14 protein-coding genes and 2 pseudogenes are annotated in these 16,242 nt (G+C 58.3%); 9 read left to right on the plus strand and 7 right to left on the minus strand.

The genetic code is table 11. The features are described 5' to 3' along the window. The first annotated feature begins 49 nt into the window (after positions 1-49). Complete coding sequence (gene zapE / locus C8029_RS07780) at positions 50-1,141, plus strand: cell division protein ZapE (protein WP_040401720.1); 1,092 nt, start codon at positions 50-52, stop codon at positions 1,139-1,141. A 1-nt stretch (position 1,142) separates the two neighbouring features. On the opposite strand, the gene C8029_RS07785 is transcribed toward zapE, so the two are convergent. The 4 genes and pseudogenes from C8029_RS07785 to C8029_RS07800 all read right to left on the minus strand — a co-directional run bounded on the left by C8029_RS07785 (position 1,143) and on the right by C8029_RS07800 (position 5,581). After that, complete coding sequence (locus C8029_RS07785; protein ID WP_009570006.1) at positions 1,143-2,174, minus strand: LLM class flavin-dependent oxidoreductase; 1,032 nt, start codon at positions 2,172-2,174, stop codon at positions 1,143-1,145. A gap of 82 nt (positions 2,175-2,256) precedes the next feature. Then, complete coding sequence (locus C8029_RS07790) at positions 2,257-3,492, minus strand: bifunctional folylpolyglutamate synthase/dihydrofolate synthase (RefSeq protein WP_051130576.1); 1,236 nt, start codon at positions 3,490-3,492, stop codon at positions 2,257-2,259. Positions 3,493-3,527: 35 nt separating this feature from the next. After that, positions 3,528-4,492 (minus strand): annotated as a pseudogene (accD, locus tag C8029_RS07795) (acetyl-CoA carboxylase, carboxyltransferase subunit beta). Between the two features lie 63 nt (positions 4,493-4,555). Then, positions 4,556-5,581, minus strand: coding sequence for a CPBP family intramembrane glutamic endopeptidase (locus tag C8029_RS07800; RefSeq protein ID WP_193217615.1), 1,026 nt, complete (start codon positions 5,579-5,581; stop codon positions 4,556-4,558). 75 nt (positions 5,582-5,656) lie between these two features. Here C8029_RS07800 and C8029_RS07805 point away from each other — a divergent pair, with 75 nt between their 5' ends. The 5 genes and pseudogenes from C8029_RS07805 (at position 5,657) to C8029_RS07825 (ending at position 10,843) form a co-directional block, all read left to right on the plus strand. Further along, the gene (locus tag C8029_RS07805; RefSeq protein WP_009570002.1) at positions 5,657-6,298 is read left to right on the plus strand and encodes a hypothetical protein; all 642 of its coding nucleotides are present in this window, start codon (positions 5,657-5,659) and stop codon (positions 6,296-6,298) included. 153 nt (positions 6,299-6,451) lie between these two features. Beyond that, entirely contained in the window at positions 6,452-7,225 is a 774-nt protein-coding gene (locus C8029_RS07810; protein WP_009570001.1) for a DUF6478 family protein, read from the plus strand. Between the two features lie 11 nt (positions 7,226-7,236). Further along, complete coding sequence (locus C8029_RS07815) at positions 7,237-7,623, plus strand: hypothetical protein (protein WP_009570000.1); 387 nt, start codon at positions 7,237-7,239, stop codon at positions 7,621-7,623. A gap of 88 nt (positions 7,624-7,711) precedes the next feature. Beyond that, a pseudogene (locus tag C8029_RS07820) lies at positions 7,712-9,735 on the plus strand (oxidoreductase). A gap of 202 nt (positions 9,736-9,937) precedes the next feature. Beyond that, entirely contained in the window at positions 9,938-10,843 is a 906-nt protein-coding gene (locus C8029_RS07825) for a LysR family transcriptional regulator (RefSeq protein WP_009569998.1), read from the plus strand. A gap of 43 nt (positions 10,844-10,886) precedes the next feature. Here C8029_RS07825 and C8029_RS07830 read toward each other — a convergent pair whose 3' ends face one another. The 3 genes from C8029_RS07830 to C8029_RS07840 are packed head-to-tail and all read right to left on the minus strand — an operon-like array spanning position 10,887 to position 13,298. Beyond that, positions 10,887-11,840 carry an OmpA family protein gene (locus C8029_RS07830; protein WP_152002657.1) on the minus strand — a complete coding sequence of 318 codons (954 nt, stop codon included), beginning with the start codon at positions 11,838-11,840 and terminating at the stop codon, positions 10,887-10,889. Then, positions 11,840-12,571 (minus strand): GNAT family N-acetyltransferase, encoded by a 732-nt coding sequence (locus C8029_RS07835; protein ID WP_152002658.1) that lies wholly within the window; start codon positions 12,569-12,571, stop codon positions 11,840-11,842. The genes C8029_RS07830 and C8029_RS07835 overlap by 1 nt, the downstream gene beginning before the upstream one ends. After that, a complete protein-coding gene (locus tag C8029_RS07840) occupies positions 12,564-13,298 on the minus strand; it encodes a competence/damage-inducible protein A (protein ID WP_152002659.1) in 735 nt (244 codons plus the stop codon). Before C8029_RS07840 ends, C8029_RS07835 begins: the two co-directional genes overlap by 8 nt. Positions 13,299-13,344: 46 nt before the next feature. Between C8029_RS07840 and sfsA the strand changes: the two genes are divergently transcribed. The 3 genes from sfsA (at position 13,345) to C8029_RS07855 (ending at position 16,219) form a co-directional block, all read left to right on the plus strand. Next, positions 13,345-14,031 (plus strand): DNA/RNA nuclease SfsA, encoded by a 687-nt coding sequence (gene sfsA, locus C8029_RS07845; RefSeq protein WP_152002660.1) that lies wholly within the window; start codon positions 13,345-13,347, stop codon positions 14,029-14,031. A 74-nt stretch (positions 14,032-14,105) separates the two neighbouring features. Next, positions 14,106-14,954 (plus strand): type I methionyl aminopeptidase, encoded by an 849-nt coding sequence (gene map / locus C8029_RS07850; protein ID WP_009569993.1) that lies wholly within the window; start codon positions 14,106-14,108, stop codon positions 14,952-14,954. Positions 14,955-15,133: 179 nt separating this feature from the next. Beyond that, complete coding sequence (locus C8029_RS07855; RefSeq protein WP_009569992.1) at positions 15,134-16,219, plus strand: TRAP transporter substrate-binding protein; 1,086 nt, start codon at positions 15,134-15,136, stop codon at positions 16,217-16,219. The last annotated feature ends 23 nt before the right edge of the window (positions 16,220-16,242 follow it).

Raw genomic sequence — 16,242 nt, forward strand, 5'->3', positions numbered from 1 at the left:
TGAAACGCATCATCTTTTCTTATGATCCGGGACGCAGTATGGGGAGGGCATGGATACGCTTATGAATATTTATGCGGCCCGCGTGGCCGAGGGCACGCTGCGCGCGGATGCGGCGCAGGAATCTGTGCTGCCGATGCTGGAACGGGTGCGGGCGCAACTGGCCAGCCAACCGACCGGGAAAAAAGGGCTTTTGTCCCTGATCGGCGGGCGCAAGAAACCCGAACCCATCACGGGGCTCTACCTTTGGGGCGGTGTGGGGCGCGGCAAATCCATGTTGATGGATCTGTTTTATGACCATGCCCCGGTGCCGGCGCGCCGCGTGCATTTTCATGCTTTCATGCAAGAGGTCCAAGACGGCATCAACACGGCGCGCAAGGCCGGAACACCGGATGCCATAGCCCCCGTGATCGAAGAGATCGCCAGCGAAATCAAACTCTTGTGCTTTGATGAGATGCAAATCACCGACATCGCCGACGCGATGATCGTGGGGCGGTTGTTTGAGGGGCTGTTTGCCAAGGGCGTCACCGTCGTGACCACCTCGAACCGGGTGCCAGATGATCTCTACAAAGACGGGCTCAACCGCCAGCTGTTTTTGCCCTTCATCGCCATTTTGAAAGAACGGCTGGAGGTGCATCATCTGCATTCTCCGGTGGATTATCGCCAAGGCCGTTTGACCGGAACGCCGGTGTATTTTCAGCCGGTGGACGCAGAGGCACGGGCAGCGATTGAGGATATTTGGACGGATTTGACCGGCGGTGCGACCGAGTCGCTGACGCTCAAGGTCAAAGGCCGCGATGTCGTCTTGCCCAGGTTTCACAACGGCATTGCGCGGGCGAGCTTTTGGGATCTCTGTGGTCAGATGTTTGGCCCCGGCGATTATCTTGTCATCGCGGGCGCTGTTAAGCTGCTGATCTTGGAAGACATTCCGCGCCTGACCCGGAGCAACTTCAACGAGGCCAAACGGTTCGTGACCCTAATTGACGCGCTTTATGAGGCTAAGGTGCGGCTGGTGTGTAGTGCGGTGGATGAGCCCGAGAGCCTGTATGTCGAAGGCGCTGGGGCGTTTGAATTTGAACGCACCGCGTCGCGCCTGCGCGAGATGCAGGACGCGAGCTGGGGCGAGGCCGAAGACGGCGCGTGACTTAGGCTGTGAGGCCCAAAAGCGCGCGCACCCGCGGCACAACCTCTTCGCCATAGAGCCGAATATTGTCCATCAACACCTCATGGCTGACCGGGCCAGCGGAATATTTGAGATCAAACCGCTGGACATCGAGCGCCTGAACCGTGGCGGCAATTTTGCGCGCCACCGTGTCGGGCGAGCCAACGTACAGCGCGCCGTTTTCAACCTCGTGTTCAAATGCGTCACGGGTCAGCGGCGGCCAGCCGCGTGTGCGCCCGATGCGTTGATGCATCACGCGGTAGCCGTCGAAAAACCGATCCCGTGCCTCTTGGTCGGTGGCGGCAATATGGCCCGGCGAATGACAGCCAATGGGCAAGGGTGCCGCATCCATTTTTTCGCGCACTTCGCGGTACAACCCGGCGTAGGGGGCAAAACGGGCGGGTGGGCCGCCGATGATGGCCAAAGACATCGACATGTTATTGGTGGCCGCACGCACTACGGATTCGGGGGTGCCGCCAACACCGACCCAGACCGGGATCGGCTTTTCAGGGCGCGGATAGACCGTTTGCGATTTGAGCGGGGTGCGATGACGGCCCGACCAACTGATTTTCTCCTCACTGGTCAGTTTGGAAAAAATCTCAAATTTTTCCTCAAACAACATCTCATAATCGGAGAGATCAAAGCCAAAGAGCGGGAAAGATTCGGTAAATGAGCCGCGTCCAAGCGTGACTTCGGCGCGGCCATTTGAAATGGCTTGGATCGTGGAAAACCGTTGAAACACCCGGATCGGATCGTCCGAGGACAACACGGTAACTGCAGAGGTGAGTTTGATCTTTGAGGTCACGGCGGCGATGGCGGCCAAGATCGTGTCCGGGGCGGAGACCGCAAAATCGTCGCGGTGATGTTCGCCCAGACCGAAAATATCGAGGCCAACCGCATCGGCCAGTTTGGCCTCTTCAATGACGTTGCGGATCACTTGGCCGTGCGACAGATCGCGGCCCTGATCGTCCCATGTGACATCACCAAACGTGTCGATTCCGAATTCCAAAGACATGATGCATCTCCTGTGCTTGGCCTAGAGATACTGCCAAATCCGCCGTGCGCCTACATGCGCGAGCGCACAGAGACTGTTCAGATCACGCGTTGTCTTGCAGGATATGCCCGGCCAGATAGAGCGAGCCACAGATCAATATACGCGCTTCGGGGGCGGTGCTGACGATCTCTTGCACTGCGGCCAAAACACTTTGGGCTTCGAGGGCCTCCATCCCAACTTCGCGCGCCGTTTCGGCGGTGGCGGAGGCGGGCAGGGTGGCTTGGGCGTCGGGAATCGACACCGCATAAAGCCGTTCGGCATGGCGCGCGAGCGGTTCGAGATAGCCTCCCACGTCTTTGGTGTTCAGCATGCCGCAGACCATATAGGTTGGACGGTTTGGCAAACGGTCCAGAGCCTCGGCCAAGGCGATCCCCGCAGCCGGATTATGGCCGCCATCAAGCCAAAGCTCGGCTTTCGGGGCGGCATCATTCAGCGGTCCGGTGGCAAGGCGTTGCATCCGGGCGGGCCAATAGGCGTCCGTTAAAGCGGCCTCAAAGGCGGCATCGTCAAAGCCAAGATGGCGCAGCGCGGCAATGGCAGCGCCCGCGTTGATGACTTGGTGATGGCCGATCAGACGCGGCAGCGGCAGGTCACGCAACCCGTGTTCGTCCTGATAAATCAGGCGACCGCGTTCTTCCCAAACATGCCAGTGTTGACCATAGGCCAAAAGCGGCGCGCCAAGACGGGCGGCGCGGGCTTCGATGACCTCCATCGCCTCGTCGGGTTGCGGGCCAACGATACAGGGCACACCGCGTTTGATGATCCCGGCTTTTTCCGTCGCAATCTCGGCCAGAGTTTCGCCCAGATATTGAGTGTGATCAATCGAGATCGGGGTGATGATGGTCAAGGCCGGGGACTCGACCACATTGGTCGCATCCAACCGCCCGCCAAGGCCCACCTCAAGCAAAGTATAATCCGCAGGGGTGCGCGCCATGGCGAGGATGCCCGCAACGGTGGTGATTTCGAAATAGGTGATCGGCGCGCCGCCGTTGGCAATCTCGCATTCTTCCAACACCTGCATCAGCGCGGGTTCGGAAATAAACGTGCCCGCCAAACGAATGCGCTCGTGAAACCGTGCCAGATGCGGCGAAGTATAGGCGTGAACCGATTTGTCGGCGGCCTCAAGCCCGGCACGGATCATCGCCTGGGTCGAGCCTTTGCCGTTGGTGCCCGCGATGTGAATCACCGGGGGCAGATCGCGTTCGGGGTGATCCAAGGCGTCCAGCAAACGCCAGACACGGTCCAGCACAAGATCAATGATCTTGGGGTGAAGCGACATCAACCGATCAAGGATGATGTCCGACGAGGAGGATGTCACTTTTGCGCGTCCTTGGCAGGGGTCGTTTTGGGCTTTGCACCCTCGGGGGCTTTTGCGGCCTCAAGAGGTTTGACCTCGGGTGTGGGTGCCGGAAGATCACCCGCAACGGCCGGGGTCATTTGTCCCAACATGCGCAGGATCGTGACCAATTCGGATTTCATCTGACTCCGGTGGGTCACCCGGTCCAACATGCCGTGATCCAACAGGTATTCGGCGCGCTGAAAGCCTTCGGGCAGTTTTTCACGAATCGTCTGTTCGATCACACGCGGACCCGCGAAACAAATCAATGCATTGGGTTCGGCGATTTGCACGTCGCCCAGCATGGCGTAGGAGGCGGTGACGCCGCCGGTGGTCGGATGGGTGAGCACAACGATATAGGGCAGGCCAGCCTCTTTGAGCATCTCGACCGCCACGGTGGTGCGCGGCATTTGCATGAGGGAGAGAATCCCCTCTTGCATCCGGGCGCGCCGGCGGCGGAAAACATCACGAACGGGCGTTTGAGTGCGATGGCGCGTTCAACGCCGGCGATGAAAGCATTGCCGACATACATGCCCATGGAACCCGCCATGAACGAAAAATCCTGTGCGGCGGCCACGATCGGTGTGCGCCCCATCTCGCCCTCAGCCACCAACATGGCTTCTTTTTCGCCGGTGGAGCGCTGTGCCGCTTTCATCCGCTCGGGATAGCGTTTTTGGTCGCGGAATTTCAAAGGATCTTCAATCGGTTCGGGAACCTTGATCTCAGAAAACACCCCGCCATCAAACAGCGCCGAAAAGCGCGCGCGCGGCGTGATATGCATGTGGTGATCGCAATTGGTGCAGACATTGAGATTGTCTGCCAATTCGCGATGGAACAGCATGGTGTTGCATTCTGGACATTTGGTCCAAAGGTTGTCCGGGGTATCGTGTTTGGAAAACAGCGAATTGATCTTTGGACGGACGTAGTTGGAAATCCAGTTCATACGGGGAGCCTTTGGACGTAACATTACTGGCCCTCAGATAAGGCCATGGGAGAAGAATTGCAATCAACGCCTGATCGCAAGCCTTGCGGTCAGCCATGTTGCCAACAAAAGCAGCGTTTGAAAGGCAATCACTTTTGGGTCGCTATAGGCGTCGGTGAGATCAAGCGTTTGGACCATGCGACCAAAGCCAGACATGATGTCTTGCTGCGGGGCGATCACCATGGCGGTGGCATTGTTCATCAGGTGTAATGCGCAAGCCGGACCAATTGTGCCCGAACGCGCGGTCAGATCGCCCGCCAAAAGCCCAAACAACATCGCCCAGACAACCGGGAATATCGCCGCCGTTCCTTCGACCGCGCCGCTGAGATGGCCCAGTCCGAACAAAACGGAGGCGGCCAATACCCCCAGCGTGTAGGATTTGGTCGAGGCGATCAGTTGGCTTTGCAGATAGCCGCGAAAAAACACCTCTTCGGCAGTGATTTGGATCATCAGGCCCAAAAGCGCGAAGGGCATCCAAAACAGCCACATCCCAAGATTGAGGTTTTCTGACAGCGCGGAATCGGTGCTGTCCCACGGCAGGAGCATGGCGACAAAGCTCAGGAGCGCGACCCATTTGAGGGTTGCGAAAAATTGCCTGCGCATCACGTTCGCCGGTCCGGTGATCTCGCGCAGGCTCCGGTTGTGCAAGCGGCGGGCCAAAACAACACTGCCGACCAAAAGCACCGCATAGCCCGCCAGCAACACAAACATCCCGCCGGGCGTCGCCCCAATGACGATCCCGCTCGGACCAAAATGAACGGGCATCAACGCGGGCGCCATCCGCCCGATCAGCCCGTAGAGCACAGGTGTGACCAAGGCTCCAAGCGCCAAAGCGGCCAAGATCTGAACCGCGATGCGCCAAAGCTCGGGGCGGCGCGCCGCAGACCGCAGGATCGCATCATAGGGATGAGGGCGGGGCGGGATCATGGTGTTCTTTCTGAGTTCGGCGCGTTGCTTGACCAAACCGATAGCACGGCCTGTGGTGGTCCGAAAGCCGCTCGGCGTAGTGCCGCCAAGCCGTGTAAGGATGGCTTGCAGGCAGGGCGACATCCCTTGTATGCCAAGTGCGGTTGCGACGCGACAGTCAATTGGATTTTCGGGATTTTGGTAAAGGTAAGGCATCATATGAGCCGATACAAACAGGGGCTTTGGAGCGGCTTTATCCTCAGTCTGGTTTTGGCCCTGTCGGCCTGTCAGATGGCGGTGCCGACACCCGTGACACCCACACAGGCCGCGCCGAAAGAGATCCGCCTGTCCAGTAGCGGTCTGACCGTGGCCGGACCAACAGGATTTTGCATCGACCCCGGCTCGGTGAAAGACGAGCAAGGCGGAAGTTTCGTGCTTTTGAGCAGTTGCACCGGTCTGAGCGGCGGCTCCAATCTTGGGCGCACAGCCAGCACGGCGGTTTTAACTCTGTCTGTTTCTGGCCCGTTGACAGACGTGGCGGCCTTTGATGCAGCGGGCGTTCAGGCCTTTTTTGCCTCCGACGCTGGCCGCACCGCCCTGTCGCGGTCTGGGAACATGGCAACGGTCACACTTTTGGGCAGTGCGATCGAAGGCGGCACCGTCTTTGTCCATGCCCGTGATAGCTCTGCGCCTATGATCAATGGGCTTGATGATGAATATTGGCGGGCCTTCTTTGTCTCAGGGGGGCGGTTGATGACCGCGACGGCAACGCCGTTCTCTCAGGCTCCAATGTCGTCTGGCGGATTAAAAACCGCCTTGAAACAGTTCGCGGGGGTTTTGGCGCGTAAAAACCCGACGTAATGGGCGGAAATTATTGCCAAAATGGAACCAAACACTGGATTTATTGGGCGTTTGTTGAGATGAAACCTGTGTCGGTCATAATTGGCCAAAGTCAAAGGCACGTCAAAGAACGTCATGGGCTAAGGCAGGTGCACAGAAAGGTTTCTTAAGAGTATGAGCGGTCGGGTCAGGAAACTGTTTGAAAAACGTCTCAACAAAGCGTCGATAGCGCGTTGGGCGCGCCGTGTCCGCACAGCCGAAGGGCTTGATCTTGCGACACTGCGGTGGTTGCGTGCTCAGGCCCGTAGTCTGCGATGGGAGTTGGACCAATTCCTTTTCATTGCAGAAGGCCGTTTGGCATTGCCGCTGATCGGATCGAATGCGATGCAATTGCCGCTTTACACCGAATGGTCGTATCGACCCGAATTATGGCGCGGTCCAATTGCGCCACAAGGGGCCTCTGCGGTGCCTTCGAAAACATCCATCGGGTCCGAGGCGACCTTGTTTCACGATTGCCAAATCTCTGAACTGACCTACCGCCAGGTCCGTAACAGTTCAGAAGCAGACCTGGCTCCCTTTGGTCTGCGCCTCGATGTGTTTCGCTTTGACGGCTCTTTTTTGTCCTTGTCGGTCAATATCCCGGATGAGGTCTGTCATGGGTTGAGCTTGCGCCACGTGTTGCGGCTGGATTTCGCGGTGGACCTTGAAAAGCCAATTGAAATTTTCGCCCGGCTGAATGTGAAACACGGTCCGAACCTCGAACAATTGGTGCGCGAATTGCCGTTGCATTCCGACGAAGGCTTTGTCGATTTTGATCTGGCTTACACCAAGCTGAACGAAAAACGGGTTGAAAAACTCTGGATCGACTTGATCTTTGAAGGCCCCGAAATGAACCAAATCGTCCTGCGGGACCTGACTCTGTCGCGCCGTCCGCGCGCGGAACTTTGACGGAGAGCAAGATGGACAAGGTGACATTGGTCAAAACGCGGCTTCAGGCGGGGATTTGGGAGGGCGAATTGCGTGTGCCCGATGCGATTGAACGGCTGCCGGAGATTGAGGTGAGCTATCTCGATCAACCATTGCCGGGGCACACCCTGTCCGAGGACCCGGACCGTGCCGGGGTTTGGTTTTTCCGCTTTGCTGTGCCCTCCGAAGTGATCAGTGACGGGGTGCAGACCTTTGTCTTCACAGATCGGGACAGCGGACAGGTGCTTGGCTCTTTTGCCCTGATCGCGGGCGATGGCCTGGCCGATGATATCCGTGCCGAAATGGACTTGCTGCGTCAGGAATTGGACATGCTCAAACGGGCATTTCGGCGGCATTGTCTTGAGGTCGGTGCAAACTGAGGCCGCGCATTTGTGGCCCTGACGCCGCGTTTCGAGTGACATCTCTCACGGCTCAGCGCATTTTGGCGCGGGCAAGGGAGGCCCTCATATGACGCATGAACTGTATCCGCATCTGCTTGAACCGCTTGACCTCGGCTTTACCAGCCTGCGCAATCGGACCCTGATGGGGTCGATGCACACCGGGTTGGAAGAGCGCGGCGATTGGGCGGCTGTGTCCGAATTTTACGCGGCGCGCGCCAAGGGCGGTGCCGGGATCATTGTCACCGGCGGCATGGCGCCGAATGCCGAAGGCGGGGTGTTCCCTGGGGCTGCTGGGCTGTTCTCCGATCAAGATATTGCCAATCACCGTCGCGTCGCCGACCGCGTTCATGCTGAGGGCGGCAAGATCGCGATGCAGATTTTGAACGCCGGGCGCTATGCCTACGGGCCAAACTGCGTCGCCCCCTCCGCGATCAAATCCCCGATTTCGCCGTTCAAACCGACCGAATTGGACGCGGCGGGCATCGAAAAACAAATCGCGGATTATGCCACCGCTGCCCTGCGCGCCAAAGAGGCCGGCTATGATGGTGTCGAGGTGATGGGGTCCGAAGGCTACCTGATCAATCAATTTTTGGTCACCCATACCAACAAACGCGAAGACGCGTGGGGCGGCTCCTATGAAAACCGGATGCGCTTTGCCATCGAGGTGGTGAAACGTGTGCGCGCCGCTGTTGGGCCGGAGTTCATCGTGATCTATCGCATCTCGATGATTGATCTGGTGCCGAACGGTTCGACTTGGGATGAGGTCGTCCTGTTGGCGAAAGCGGTCGAGGCGGCGGGGGCGACGATCCTCAACACCGGCATCGGCTGGCACGAGGCGCGTGTGCCGACGATTGCAACCTCTGTGCCGCGCGCGGCCTTTGCCTCGGTGACAAAACGGATGATGGGTGAGGTGTCGATCCCGGTGATCACCTCCAACCGCATCAACCATCCACAAGTGGCCGAGGATGTTTTGGCCGAGGCTGCGCCGATATGGTGTCGATGGCCCGGCCTTTCCTCGCCGATGCTGAGTTTGTCAATAAAGCGGCAATGGGCAAAGCGGATGAGATCGCGCCCTGTATCGCCTGTAATCAAGCCTGTTTGGATCATACTTTCGCTGGAAAGCTCACCTCTTGTTTGGTCAACCCGCGCGCCTGTCATGAGACCGAACTGACCTATCTCCCCGCCGAGAGGCCCAAAACCGTGGCCGTCGTGGGCGCTGGGCCTGCTGGTCTGATGGCGGCCATGGTCGCCTCCGAGCGCGGTCATGCGGTCACGCTGTTTGACAAAGCCGATGCGCTGGGCGGTCAACTCAACATGGCACGTCAGGTGCCGGGCAAAGAGGAATTTCACGGGCTGGTCGAGTGGTTCACAACCATGGTCGCCCGCTCCACCATCACCACGCGTCTGAACACGGAAGCCACGGTTGAGACGCTCGCGGGTTTTGACGAGGTCATCATCGCCACCGGCGTGCGCCCGCGTGATCCCGAGATCCCCTGTCAAAAGGAACATAATTCGGTGGTCTCTTATATCGACGTGCTGCGGGGCAGAGTCGCGGTCGGCCCGCGTGTGGCCGTGATTGGCGCTGGGGGCATTGGCTTTGATGTGGCTGAATTCCTGACCACAGGCGATAGCCCTACCTTGAACCTCAAAGAGTGGAAAGAAGAATGGGGCATTACCGATCCCACCCTTGATCGCGGCGGTCTTTCATCCGAGGGACCAAAGCCCGAAGCGCCGCTGCGCCAGGTCACTTTGTTGCAACGCAAGGCCGAGAAACCCGGCAAGCGGCTGGGTAAAACCACCGGCTGGATTCACCGCGCCACTCTGGCGATGAAGGGTGTGAAGATGATCGGCGGCGTGTCTTATGACGAAATCACCTCCGAGGGGCTTTGGGTCACCAAGGCCGATGAGCGGCAATTGATCGAGGCGGACACCATTGTTTTGTGTGCCGGGCAACTGTCCGAGCGCAGCTTGGCCGATGCGCTGGCGGCACAAGGCGTGGCCTGTCATGTCATCGGCGGCGCAGATGTGGCTGCGGAGCTTGATGCCAAACGCGCGATTGATCAGGGCGCAAGGCTTGCCGCCACGCTCTGACGCGGTGTCTTCCTTGCCCAAACACTCCCGCCGGAGGCGCGCTTTCGGTGGGGCAAAAATGCCGTTTTGGGATTGTTTCTGCGTTTCCTGACGCAGAACGATCCTTGAAACACCACGCTATTGTCTCCCATCTTCCCCATTCTTGCCCGAATTGACCGTCATTGATGTGGCTTGTAGGGTCAAGATTGTAGGTAAGACAGACATGGATCGACTGACGGAAATGGAAGCCTTTGCCACCGTTGTGGACCAGGGCGGTTTCACGGATGCAGCAAAGAAGATGGGGATTTCCAAATCCGCCGTTTCCAAACATGTATCTGCCCTTGAGGCGCGTTTGGGCGCACGGTTGCTCAACCGCACAACCCGCCGGGTCAGTCCGACAGAGATCGGATTGGCCTATTATGACCGCGCCCGCCGGGTTTTGAACGATGCGGGCGAGGCGGACGCGCTGGTCACCTCCATGCAAAGCGCGCCTTCCGGGCTGTTGCGCATCTCGGTGGCAACCGATTTTGGCGTCAATCATCTCTCGCCTGTGTTGGGCGAGTTTTTGTCCGAATTCCCTGACATCACCGTCAATATGGTGCTGAACAATCGCTATGTGGAATTGATTTCCGAAGGCTTTGACATGGCCGTGCGCATTGGCGAGTTGGAAGACAGCACCCTGCGCGCCCGTAAATTGACCGAGACCACCAAACGCATGGTCGGCGCCCCGGCCTATTTTGAAAAATACGGTCGGCCCGAAAAGATCGACGATCTGAATGATCACAAGCTTTTGCATTATTCCAACCAATCCAACGGGGCGGTATGGAAACTGACCGCGCCCTCTGGTGAAAAGCGGCAAATCCGCACCGCTGGCTGGTTGACGGTGAATGATGGTCAGTCGCTGCTCAACGCTTGTATTTCGGGCCTTGGCATCGCCTATCTGCCGTCCTTCCTTTACGCGGATGCAATGGAAGCGGGCCTGATCGAAGAGGCGATCCCGGACCTTCCGTCAGAGACCCAAGGCATCTATGCCGTCTATCCGCCGGGCCGCTTTACCCAGCCGAAAGTACGCGCATTCATTGATTTCCTTGTGCATTCCTTTGCCGACAAAGGACCTGACAAGTGGTGATGTGACACCCAAACGAATTCTCGTGGAGAGAAGGCGAAAGCCATTACTGGGTCGAGGCGATCACCGCTTCGACCCTTCTGTTTGTCTCGCGGCCCTCGGCGGTCGCGTTTGATACCCGTGGCGCGAGATAGCCGATGCCTTCGGCGCTGACCTGATCCGGAGACACGCCATGGGCCGATATCAGCCGCGCCCGCACCGCCTCCGCGCGCTTGCGCGAAAGGGCGGTATTGTTGGCCAGCCCGCCAACGGTGTCAGTGTGGCCGACCAAAACGATTTTCGTCAAAGGATGGGTGGTCAAATAGGCTGCGATCTGTGTGAGAGAGGCAAATGGCCCCGCCCCAAGCTCGGTCGCTCCGGTTTCAAACGACAGATCATCCAAAACCACCCGACCCCGCGCCTCAAGCGTGGCAATCACATTGCGGTTGGGCGGCAGAGTGCCTGCGGGGGTCTCGGGGCCGGGCGAGGGGGCAATCAACTCGACGTCTGGCGTATCGCTTGGCGTCACCGTGCTGATATGCACAAACCCGGCGCTGGTCGCGCGGCTTGTGACAATGGCGATGGTGCGCCCGTCTGGGTGTTGGGCCAGGAGATATTGGAAATTTCCCAGATCCACATGCATGGCCGGTTCCGGCAAAAGATCCAGCAGGTAGCGAAAATCAAAGCCACCACACAGGCTATCGGCACAGGCAAAAGCGATGTGAAATCCGGCGGCTTCCAATTGCTTGCGCAGAGGTTGGATCAATTGAAACGCCGTCAGACTTGTGCCGGGCAGACGGTAGGCATGGTGTATCACTGCGCCTTCGGCCATGACCATCTGTGTGGCGTCACCTTGATAGGCGCTGGACGGAAACGGCTGGGCCGACAGGGAATCGTCGCGTGAGGCGGTTTCAACCGAAGCCCCCGGCAAGTCGAGATCAAGTGCGCACGCGCCATTGGCCTCGACAGAAAGTACGACGCTCAAAGACAGCAAAAGCATGCGTGGGAAAGGTAAGATCATCAGGCCTCGGTCATCGGTTTGGTTCTATAGTGGTACTGGCCGATTTCACGCAGTCCAAGCGAAGAATAAAGCGCAAGGGCGGCGGTGTTGGCGCGCGTGACCTGAAGCGCAAGCGTGGCGGCGCCTTGGGTTCGGGCCCAATCGGCGGCCAGTCTCACCAAGATGCGGGCCATGCCTTTGCGGCGCTCGGTTGGTGTGATTTCAAGCGCGTGAAGTACGGCGATGGACCCAGACAGCGCAACAAATCCTACCCCGGCAGGGCGATCTTTGATGCGGCCCAGCAGGGAGGTTTTTGGCGCGCAGGCCCGATCCATGACCGCAAGCCGCGCCGGACCAATGCCGCCCTCGGCCCAAATTTCGCGCTGAATCGAGACCGGCGGCCAGGACACATAGCTGCATTTGGGATCAGAGGGCGCAAAGGTTTCAATCGGAGCGGCGAGGCAGAGGGTAGGATCAAACATCGTGTAGCCGCGCTCTGCGAGCAGCGTGTCAAACGCCGCCTCCCCCGTGCGGATTTGAAACAACGCGGGGCGGGCATCCGCGGCAAAGCGGGCTTCGATCTGATCCAGCGCGTCCGTGGAAACATACCCCGCAAGCGTGGCCGCCGAAGTGCGGCTGCCACCCCCCGCGCCGTCGCGATAGATGAACGGGCCGACGGGGTCGCACCTGAGCGCGGGCCATGTTGCCTCGAACGCCGTGATATAGTCGTCGGGACAGGCAGGCTCAGCCATTTTCATGCGCAGGAAACAGGGCCGCAAGTTCCAGAATAGCGGCATCAACCTTTGCCCCGTCTTGGCCACGAATGACGATATTGGTGCCAAACGCGCCATTATTGGTAAACGGATAAGAGCCCATCGACAGATCAGGGTATTTTTGCGCCAATATCCCCAAAGGTTCGGCCACGGTGCTTTCCGCGCGATTGATACGATAGGTTTGCGACAGCAACGGCTTGCCACCCGTGAGCGTCGGCAGGATCGAGGCGACCATGGCGGCAAACACGTTGGGCACTCCGGCCATGACATGGGTGTTCTCAAGACTGAATCCCGGCGCAATGGAGACCGGATTTTCGATCAAAGTCGCGCCCTCTGGAATCCGCGCCATCCGCATCCGCGCTTCGTTGAACTCAACCCCACGCGCCTCGTAATGCGCGCCCAAAAGCGCACGGGCATCGTCGCGCACACCGATCGAACGACCAAAGGCCTCGGCGACACAATCGGCGGTGATGTCATCATGGGTCGGGCCGATGCCGCCTGAGGTAAAGACATGATCGTAAGCGTCTGAGAGCGCCCGCACCGTGGTTACAATCGCATTGCGATCATCGGAAATCACCCGCACTTCCTTCAAATCAATGCCGATGCGGGTCAATTCGCCCGCAAGCAGGTACATATTGGCGTCGCGGGTGCGCCCCGACAGGATTTCATCCCCGATGATCAGAATCGCGGCGGTTGGGTTGGGCATCAGGACCTCCTTGAGCGGCTGTTGCTAAGGGTATAGTCCTGTGTTCATGCGCTTTCAAACCGAACTGATCCCCGCGACACTTTTACGTCGGTATAAACGCTTCCTGGCGGATATTCGTCTGCCCGACGGGCGCGAGGTGACGGCGCATTGCCCCAATCCAGGCTCGATGATGGGCCTGTCTGATCCGGGTACACGGGTTTGGGTCGAACCCAATGACGACCCGAAGAAAAAGCTCAAATACGGCCTGCGGATTGTCGAGCTTGCGGGAGCGATGGTGGTGGTCGACACGGGCGTTGCCAATAAGGTCGTAGGCGAGACTTTGCGCGCGGGGTTGATCCCGGATTTGATCGGTGAGGTCCACGCGGAGGTCAAATACGGTGTCAATTCGCGCGCTGATTTCATGGTTGTACAAAATCAGAATAGGATTTGGATCGAGGTTAAATCCGTCACCTTATCGCGCGATACCGGCTTGGCCGAGTTTCCGGATGCGAAAACTGCGCGCGGGGCCAAGCATCTTGGTGAATTGGCGGCTCGTGTGGCCGAGGGCGACCGGGCGGTGATGCTTTATCTGGTGTCGCGCGATGATTGCAATCGCTTCGCTCCCGCAGGCGATATCGACCCGACCTATGCCAAAGCCGAGGCAGAGGCGCGCGCAGCGGGCGTCGATATTCGCGTCCATTCGGTCACCATCACGCCCGAACAGGTGCGTTTTGACGCGGGCCGCTTTGCATAAGAACTCCGTTCGAAGCACTGGCCCTTCGCGGCTGAACCCCTTATATCAGTGCGGCAAAGAGATGGAGTAGACCCTTGGACGAGACGCATCGCGGCCGCATCACCAAAGACGGAATTCGGATTTATGAGGATGCCGATTTTGCTGGCATGCACGCGGCGGGCAAAATTGCCGCGCAAATCCTTGATGAGGTCGGCCCACTTGTCGTGCCCGGTGCAACCACCGAGGAGATCGACGCGTTTATCACCCGCCGGGTGGTCGAGCTTGGCACCGTGTCCGCGACCATCGACTATAAAGGCTATAAACACGCCTCCTGTATTTCGGTGAACTATGTGGTGTGTCACGGGATTCCGGGGGCGAAAATTCCCGGCCATAAGGACGACAAGCTGGTCGATGGGGACATCGTCAATATTGATGTGACGGTGATCAAAGACGGTTGGTTTGGCGATTCAAGCCGGATGTATTTCGCCGGTCAGCCCAAGAAATTTGCCGAGCGTTTGGTGCAGGTCACCCATGACTGTCTGATGTTTGGGATCGAACAAGTGAAGCCGGGCAACACGTTTGACGACATTGCAGGTGCCATTCAGGAGCACGCCCATAAGAACCGCATGTCGGTGGTGCGCGATTTTTGCGGGCATGGCTTGGGACGGGTGTTTCATGCGCCGCCAAATGTGCTGCACTATGTCCCTGTGCGTCGTCCGGGCGACAGCGCCCCGGTGCTCGAAGAGGGCATGTTCTTTACCATTGAGCCGATGATCAATCTCGGTCGTCCGGAAACCAAGGTCCTTGCGGATGATTGGACAGCCATCACCAAGGATAAGAAACTCTCTGCGCAGTTCGAACACTCCATCGGGGTGACGGCAACCGGATGTGAGATTTTCACGCTTTCCCCGGCGGGTTTGTTTTATCCGAGCTTTGGCGGCTAAGGCGGCAAAGAGCTGTTTTTCAAGAATAGTGTTTGACTTCAATCGCCTGACCAAAGAGTCAGAGAAATCTTCGCATCCTCCTGTTGCGAATGACTTGCAGCAGTACTAGCAAGACCCTACGTCAACTGGGCGCGGACCGCGAAAGGTCCGCATGAGACAGCCCATAAGGAGGACTGCCCGTGAAACACCTGTTTAAAACCGCCGCCGCCGCGGCTCTTGTGACAGCCGTAAGCACCACATCTGCCCTTGCGCAGGAGGTGACGCTCCGCTTTCAGCATTTCGTGTCACCAAACTCCGGGTCACCGATGTATTTCATGGAACCTTGGGCCAAGAAAATCGAAACAGAATCCGAAGGCCGCATCAAGATCGAGATCTATCCGTTGATGCAATTGGGCGGTAAAGCACCGGACCAATATGACCTGATCCGCGATGGCGCGATTGATGGCGGCTGGGTGATTCCGGGCTATCAACCTGGGCGTTTCCCGGAAGCCGAGGCGTTGGAATTGCCGTTCATGACCGAGAAATCCGGTGAATTGGCGTCGATTGCGGCGTGGAATTTCACGCAACAGCACCTGATGGATGATTTCAAAGACGTGCATGTCCTCGCGGCACATATGCATGGCGAAGGCTTGATTCACAAAAAGGGCGGGTCGGTTGCAACGGTTGAGGATTTCAAAGGCCTCAAACTGCGCGCGCCGACACGGACCTCAACGCTTTTGCTGGAAAAACTGGGCGCAACACCCGTAGGTATGCCGGTTCCGGCTTTTCCCGAAGCCTTGGCCAAAGGCGTTTTGGACGGCGGTGTGATCACCTATGAAATGGCGCCTTCGCTCAAGCTTGATGAGTTGACCGACAGTCACACCGACGTCGACGGGCATCAGTCATTTTACAATCTTTATTTCATCTGGGCGATGAACAAGGCGAAATACGACAGCCTGCCCGATGATCTGAAGGCCGTGATCGACAACAATTCGGGTCTGATGGCCTCAGAATGGGCGGGTGCTGCCTATGATCAGGGCGATGAAGATGGCGTCAACGTCATGGTCGCGTCAGGCAATTCGATCGAGGTGATGAGCAAGGATGAGACCGACAAGATCAAAGTCTTGGGGGATGAGGTGATTGCCGAGTGGATCACCGAAATGGATGGCAAAGGCTACGATGGGGCAAAACTGGTAGAAGATGCGCGCGCCGATATGGCCGCAGCTTCGACCCAACACCCATGGATTGACACTTTTGGGGCCTCCTATCACGTCATTGAGAAATGATCTGACCCTTCGGGATTAGAATA

Origin of the sequence: Roseobacter sp. TSBP12, assembly GCF_009129705.1 — a bacterium.
In the GTDB taxonomy this organism is placed as follows: domain Bacteria; phylum Pseudomonadota; class Alphaproteobacteria; order Rhodobacterales; family Rhodobacteraceae; genus Celeribacter; species Celeribacter baekdonensis_A.

What these genes read in the sequence shown, in the direction of transcription:
- zapE (WP_040401720.1), top strand. Translation starts at nt 50, where the DNA reads ATGGATACGCTTATGAATATTTATGCGGCCCGCGTGGCCGAGGGCACG.
- C8029_RS07835 (WP_152002658.1), bottom strand. Translation starts at nt 12,571, where the DNA reads ATGGCTGAGCCTGCCTGTCCCGACGACTATATCACGGCGTTCGAGGCA.
- C8029_RS07800 (WP_193217615.1), bottom strand. Translation starts at nt 5,581, where the DNA reads ATGTCGCCCTGCCTGCAAGCCATCCTTACACGGCTTGGCGGCACTACG.
- C8029_RS07785 (WP_009570006.1), bottom strand. Translation starts at nt 2,174, where the DNA reads ATGTCTTTGGAATTCGGAATCGACACGTTTGGTGATGTCACATGGGAC.
- C8029_RS07840 (WP_152002659.1), bottom strand. Translation starts at nt 13,298, where the DNA reads ATGCCCAACCCAACCGCCGCGATTCTGATCATCGGGGATGAAATCCTG.
- C8029_RS07830 (WP_152002657.1), bottom strand. Translation starts at nt 11,840, where the DNA reads ATGATCTTACCTTTCCCACGCATGCTTTTGCTGTCTTTGAGCGTCGTA.
- C8029_RS07790 (WP_051130576.1), bottom strand. Translation starts at nt 3,492, where the DNA reads ATGTCGCTTCACCCCAAGATCATTGATCTTGTGCTGGACCGTGTCTGG.
- C8029_RS07815 (WP_009570000.1), top strand. Translation starts at nt 7,237, where the DNA reads ATGGACAAGGTGACATTGGTCAAAACGCGGCTTCAGGCGGGGATTTGG.
- C8029_RS07805 (WP_009570002.1), top strand. Translation starts at nt 5,657, where the DNA reads ATGAGCCGATACAAACAGGGGCTTTGGAGCGGCTTTATCCTCAGTCTG.
- C8029_RS07810 (WP_009570001.1), top strand. Translation starts at nt 6,452, where the DNA reads ATGAGCGGTCGGGTCAGGAAACTGTTTGAAAAACGTCTCAACAAAGCG.
- C8029_RS07825 (WP_009569998.1), top strand. Translation starts at nt 9,938, where the DNA reads ATGGATCGACTGACGGAAATGGAAGCCTTTGCCACCGTTGTGGACCAG.
- sfsA (WP_152002660.1), top strand. Translation starts at nt 13,345, where the DNA reads ATGCGCTTTCAAACCGAACTGATCCCCGCGACACTTTTACGTCGGTAT.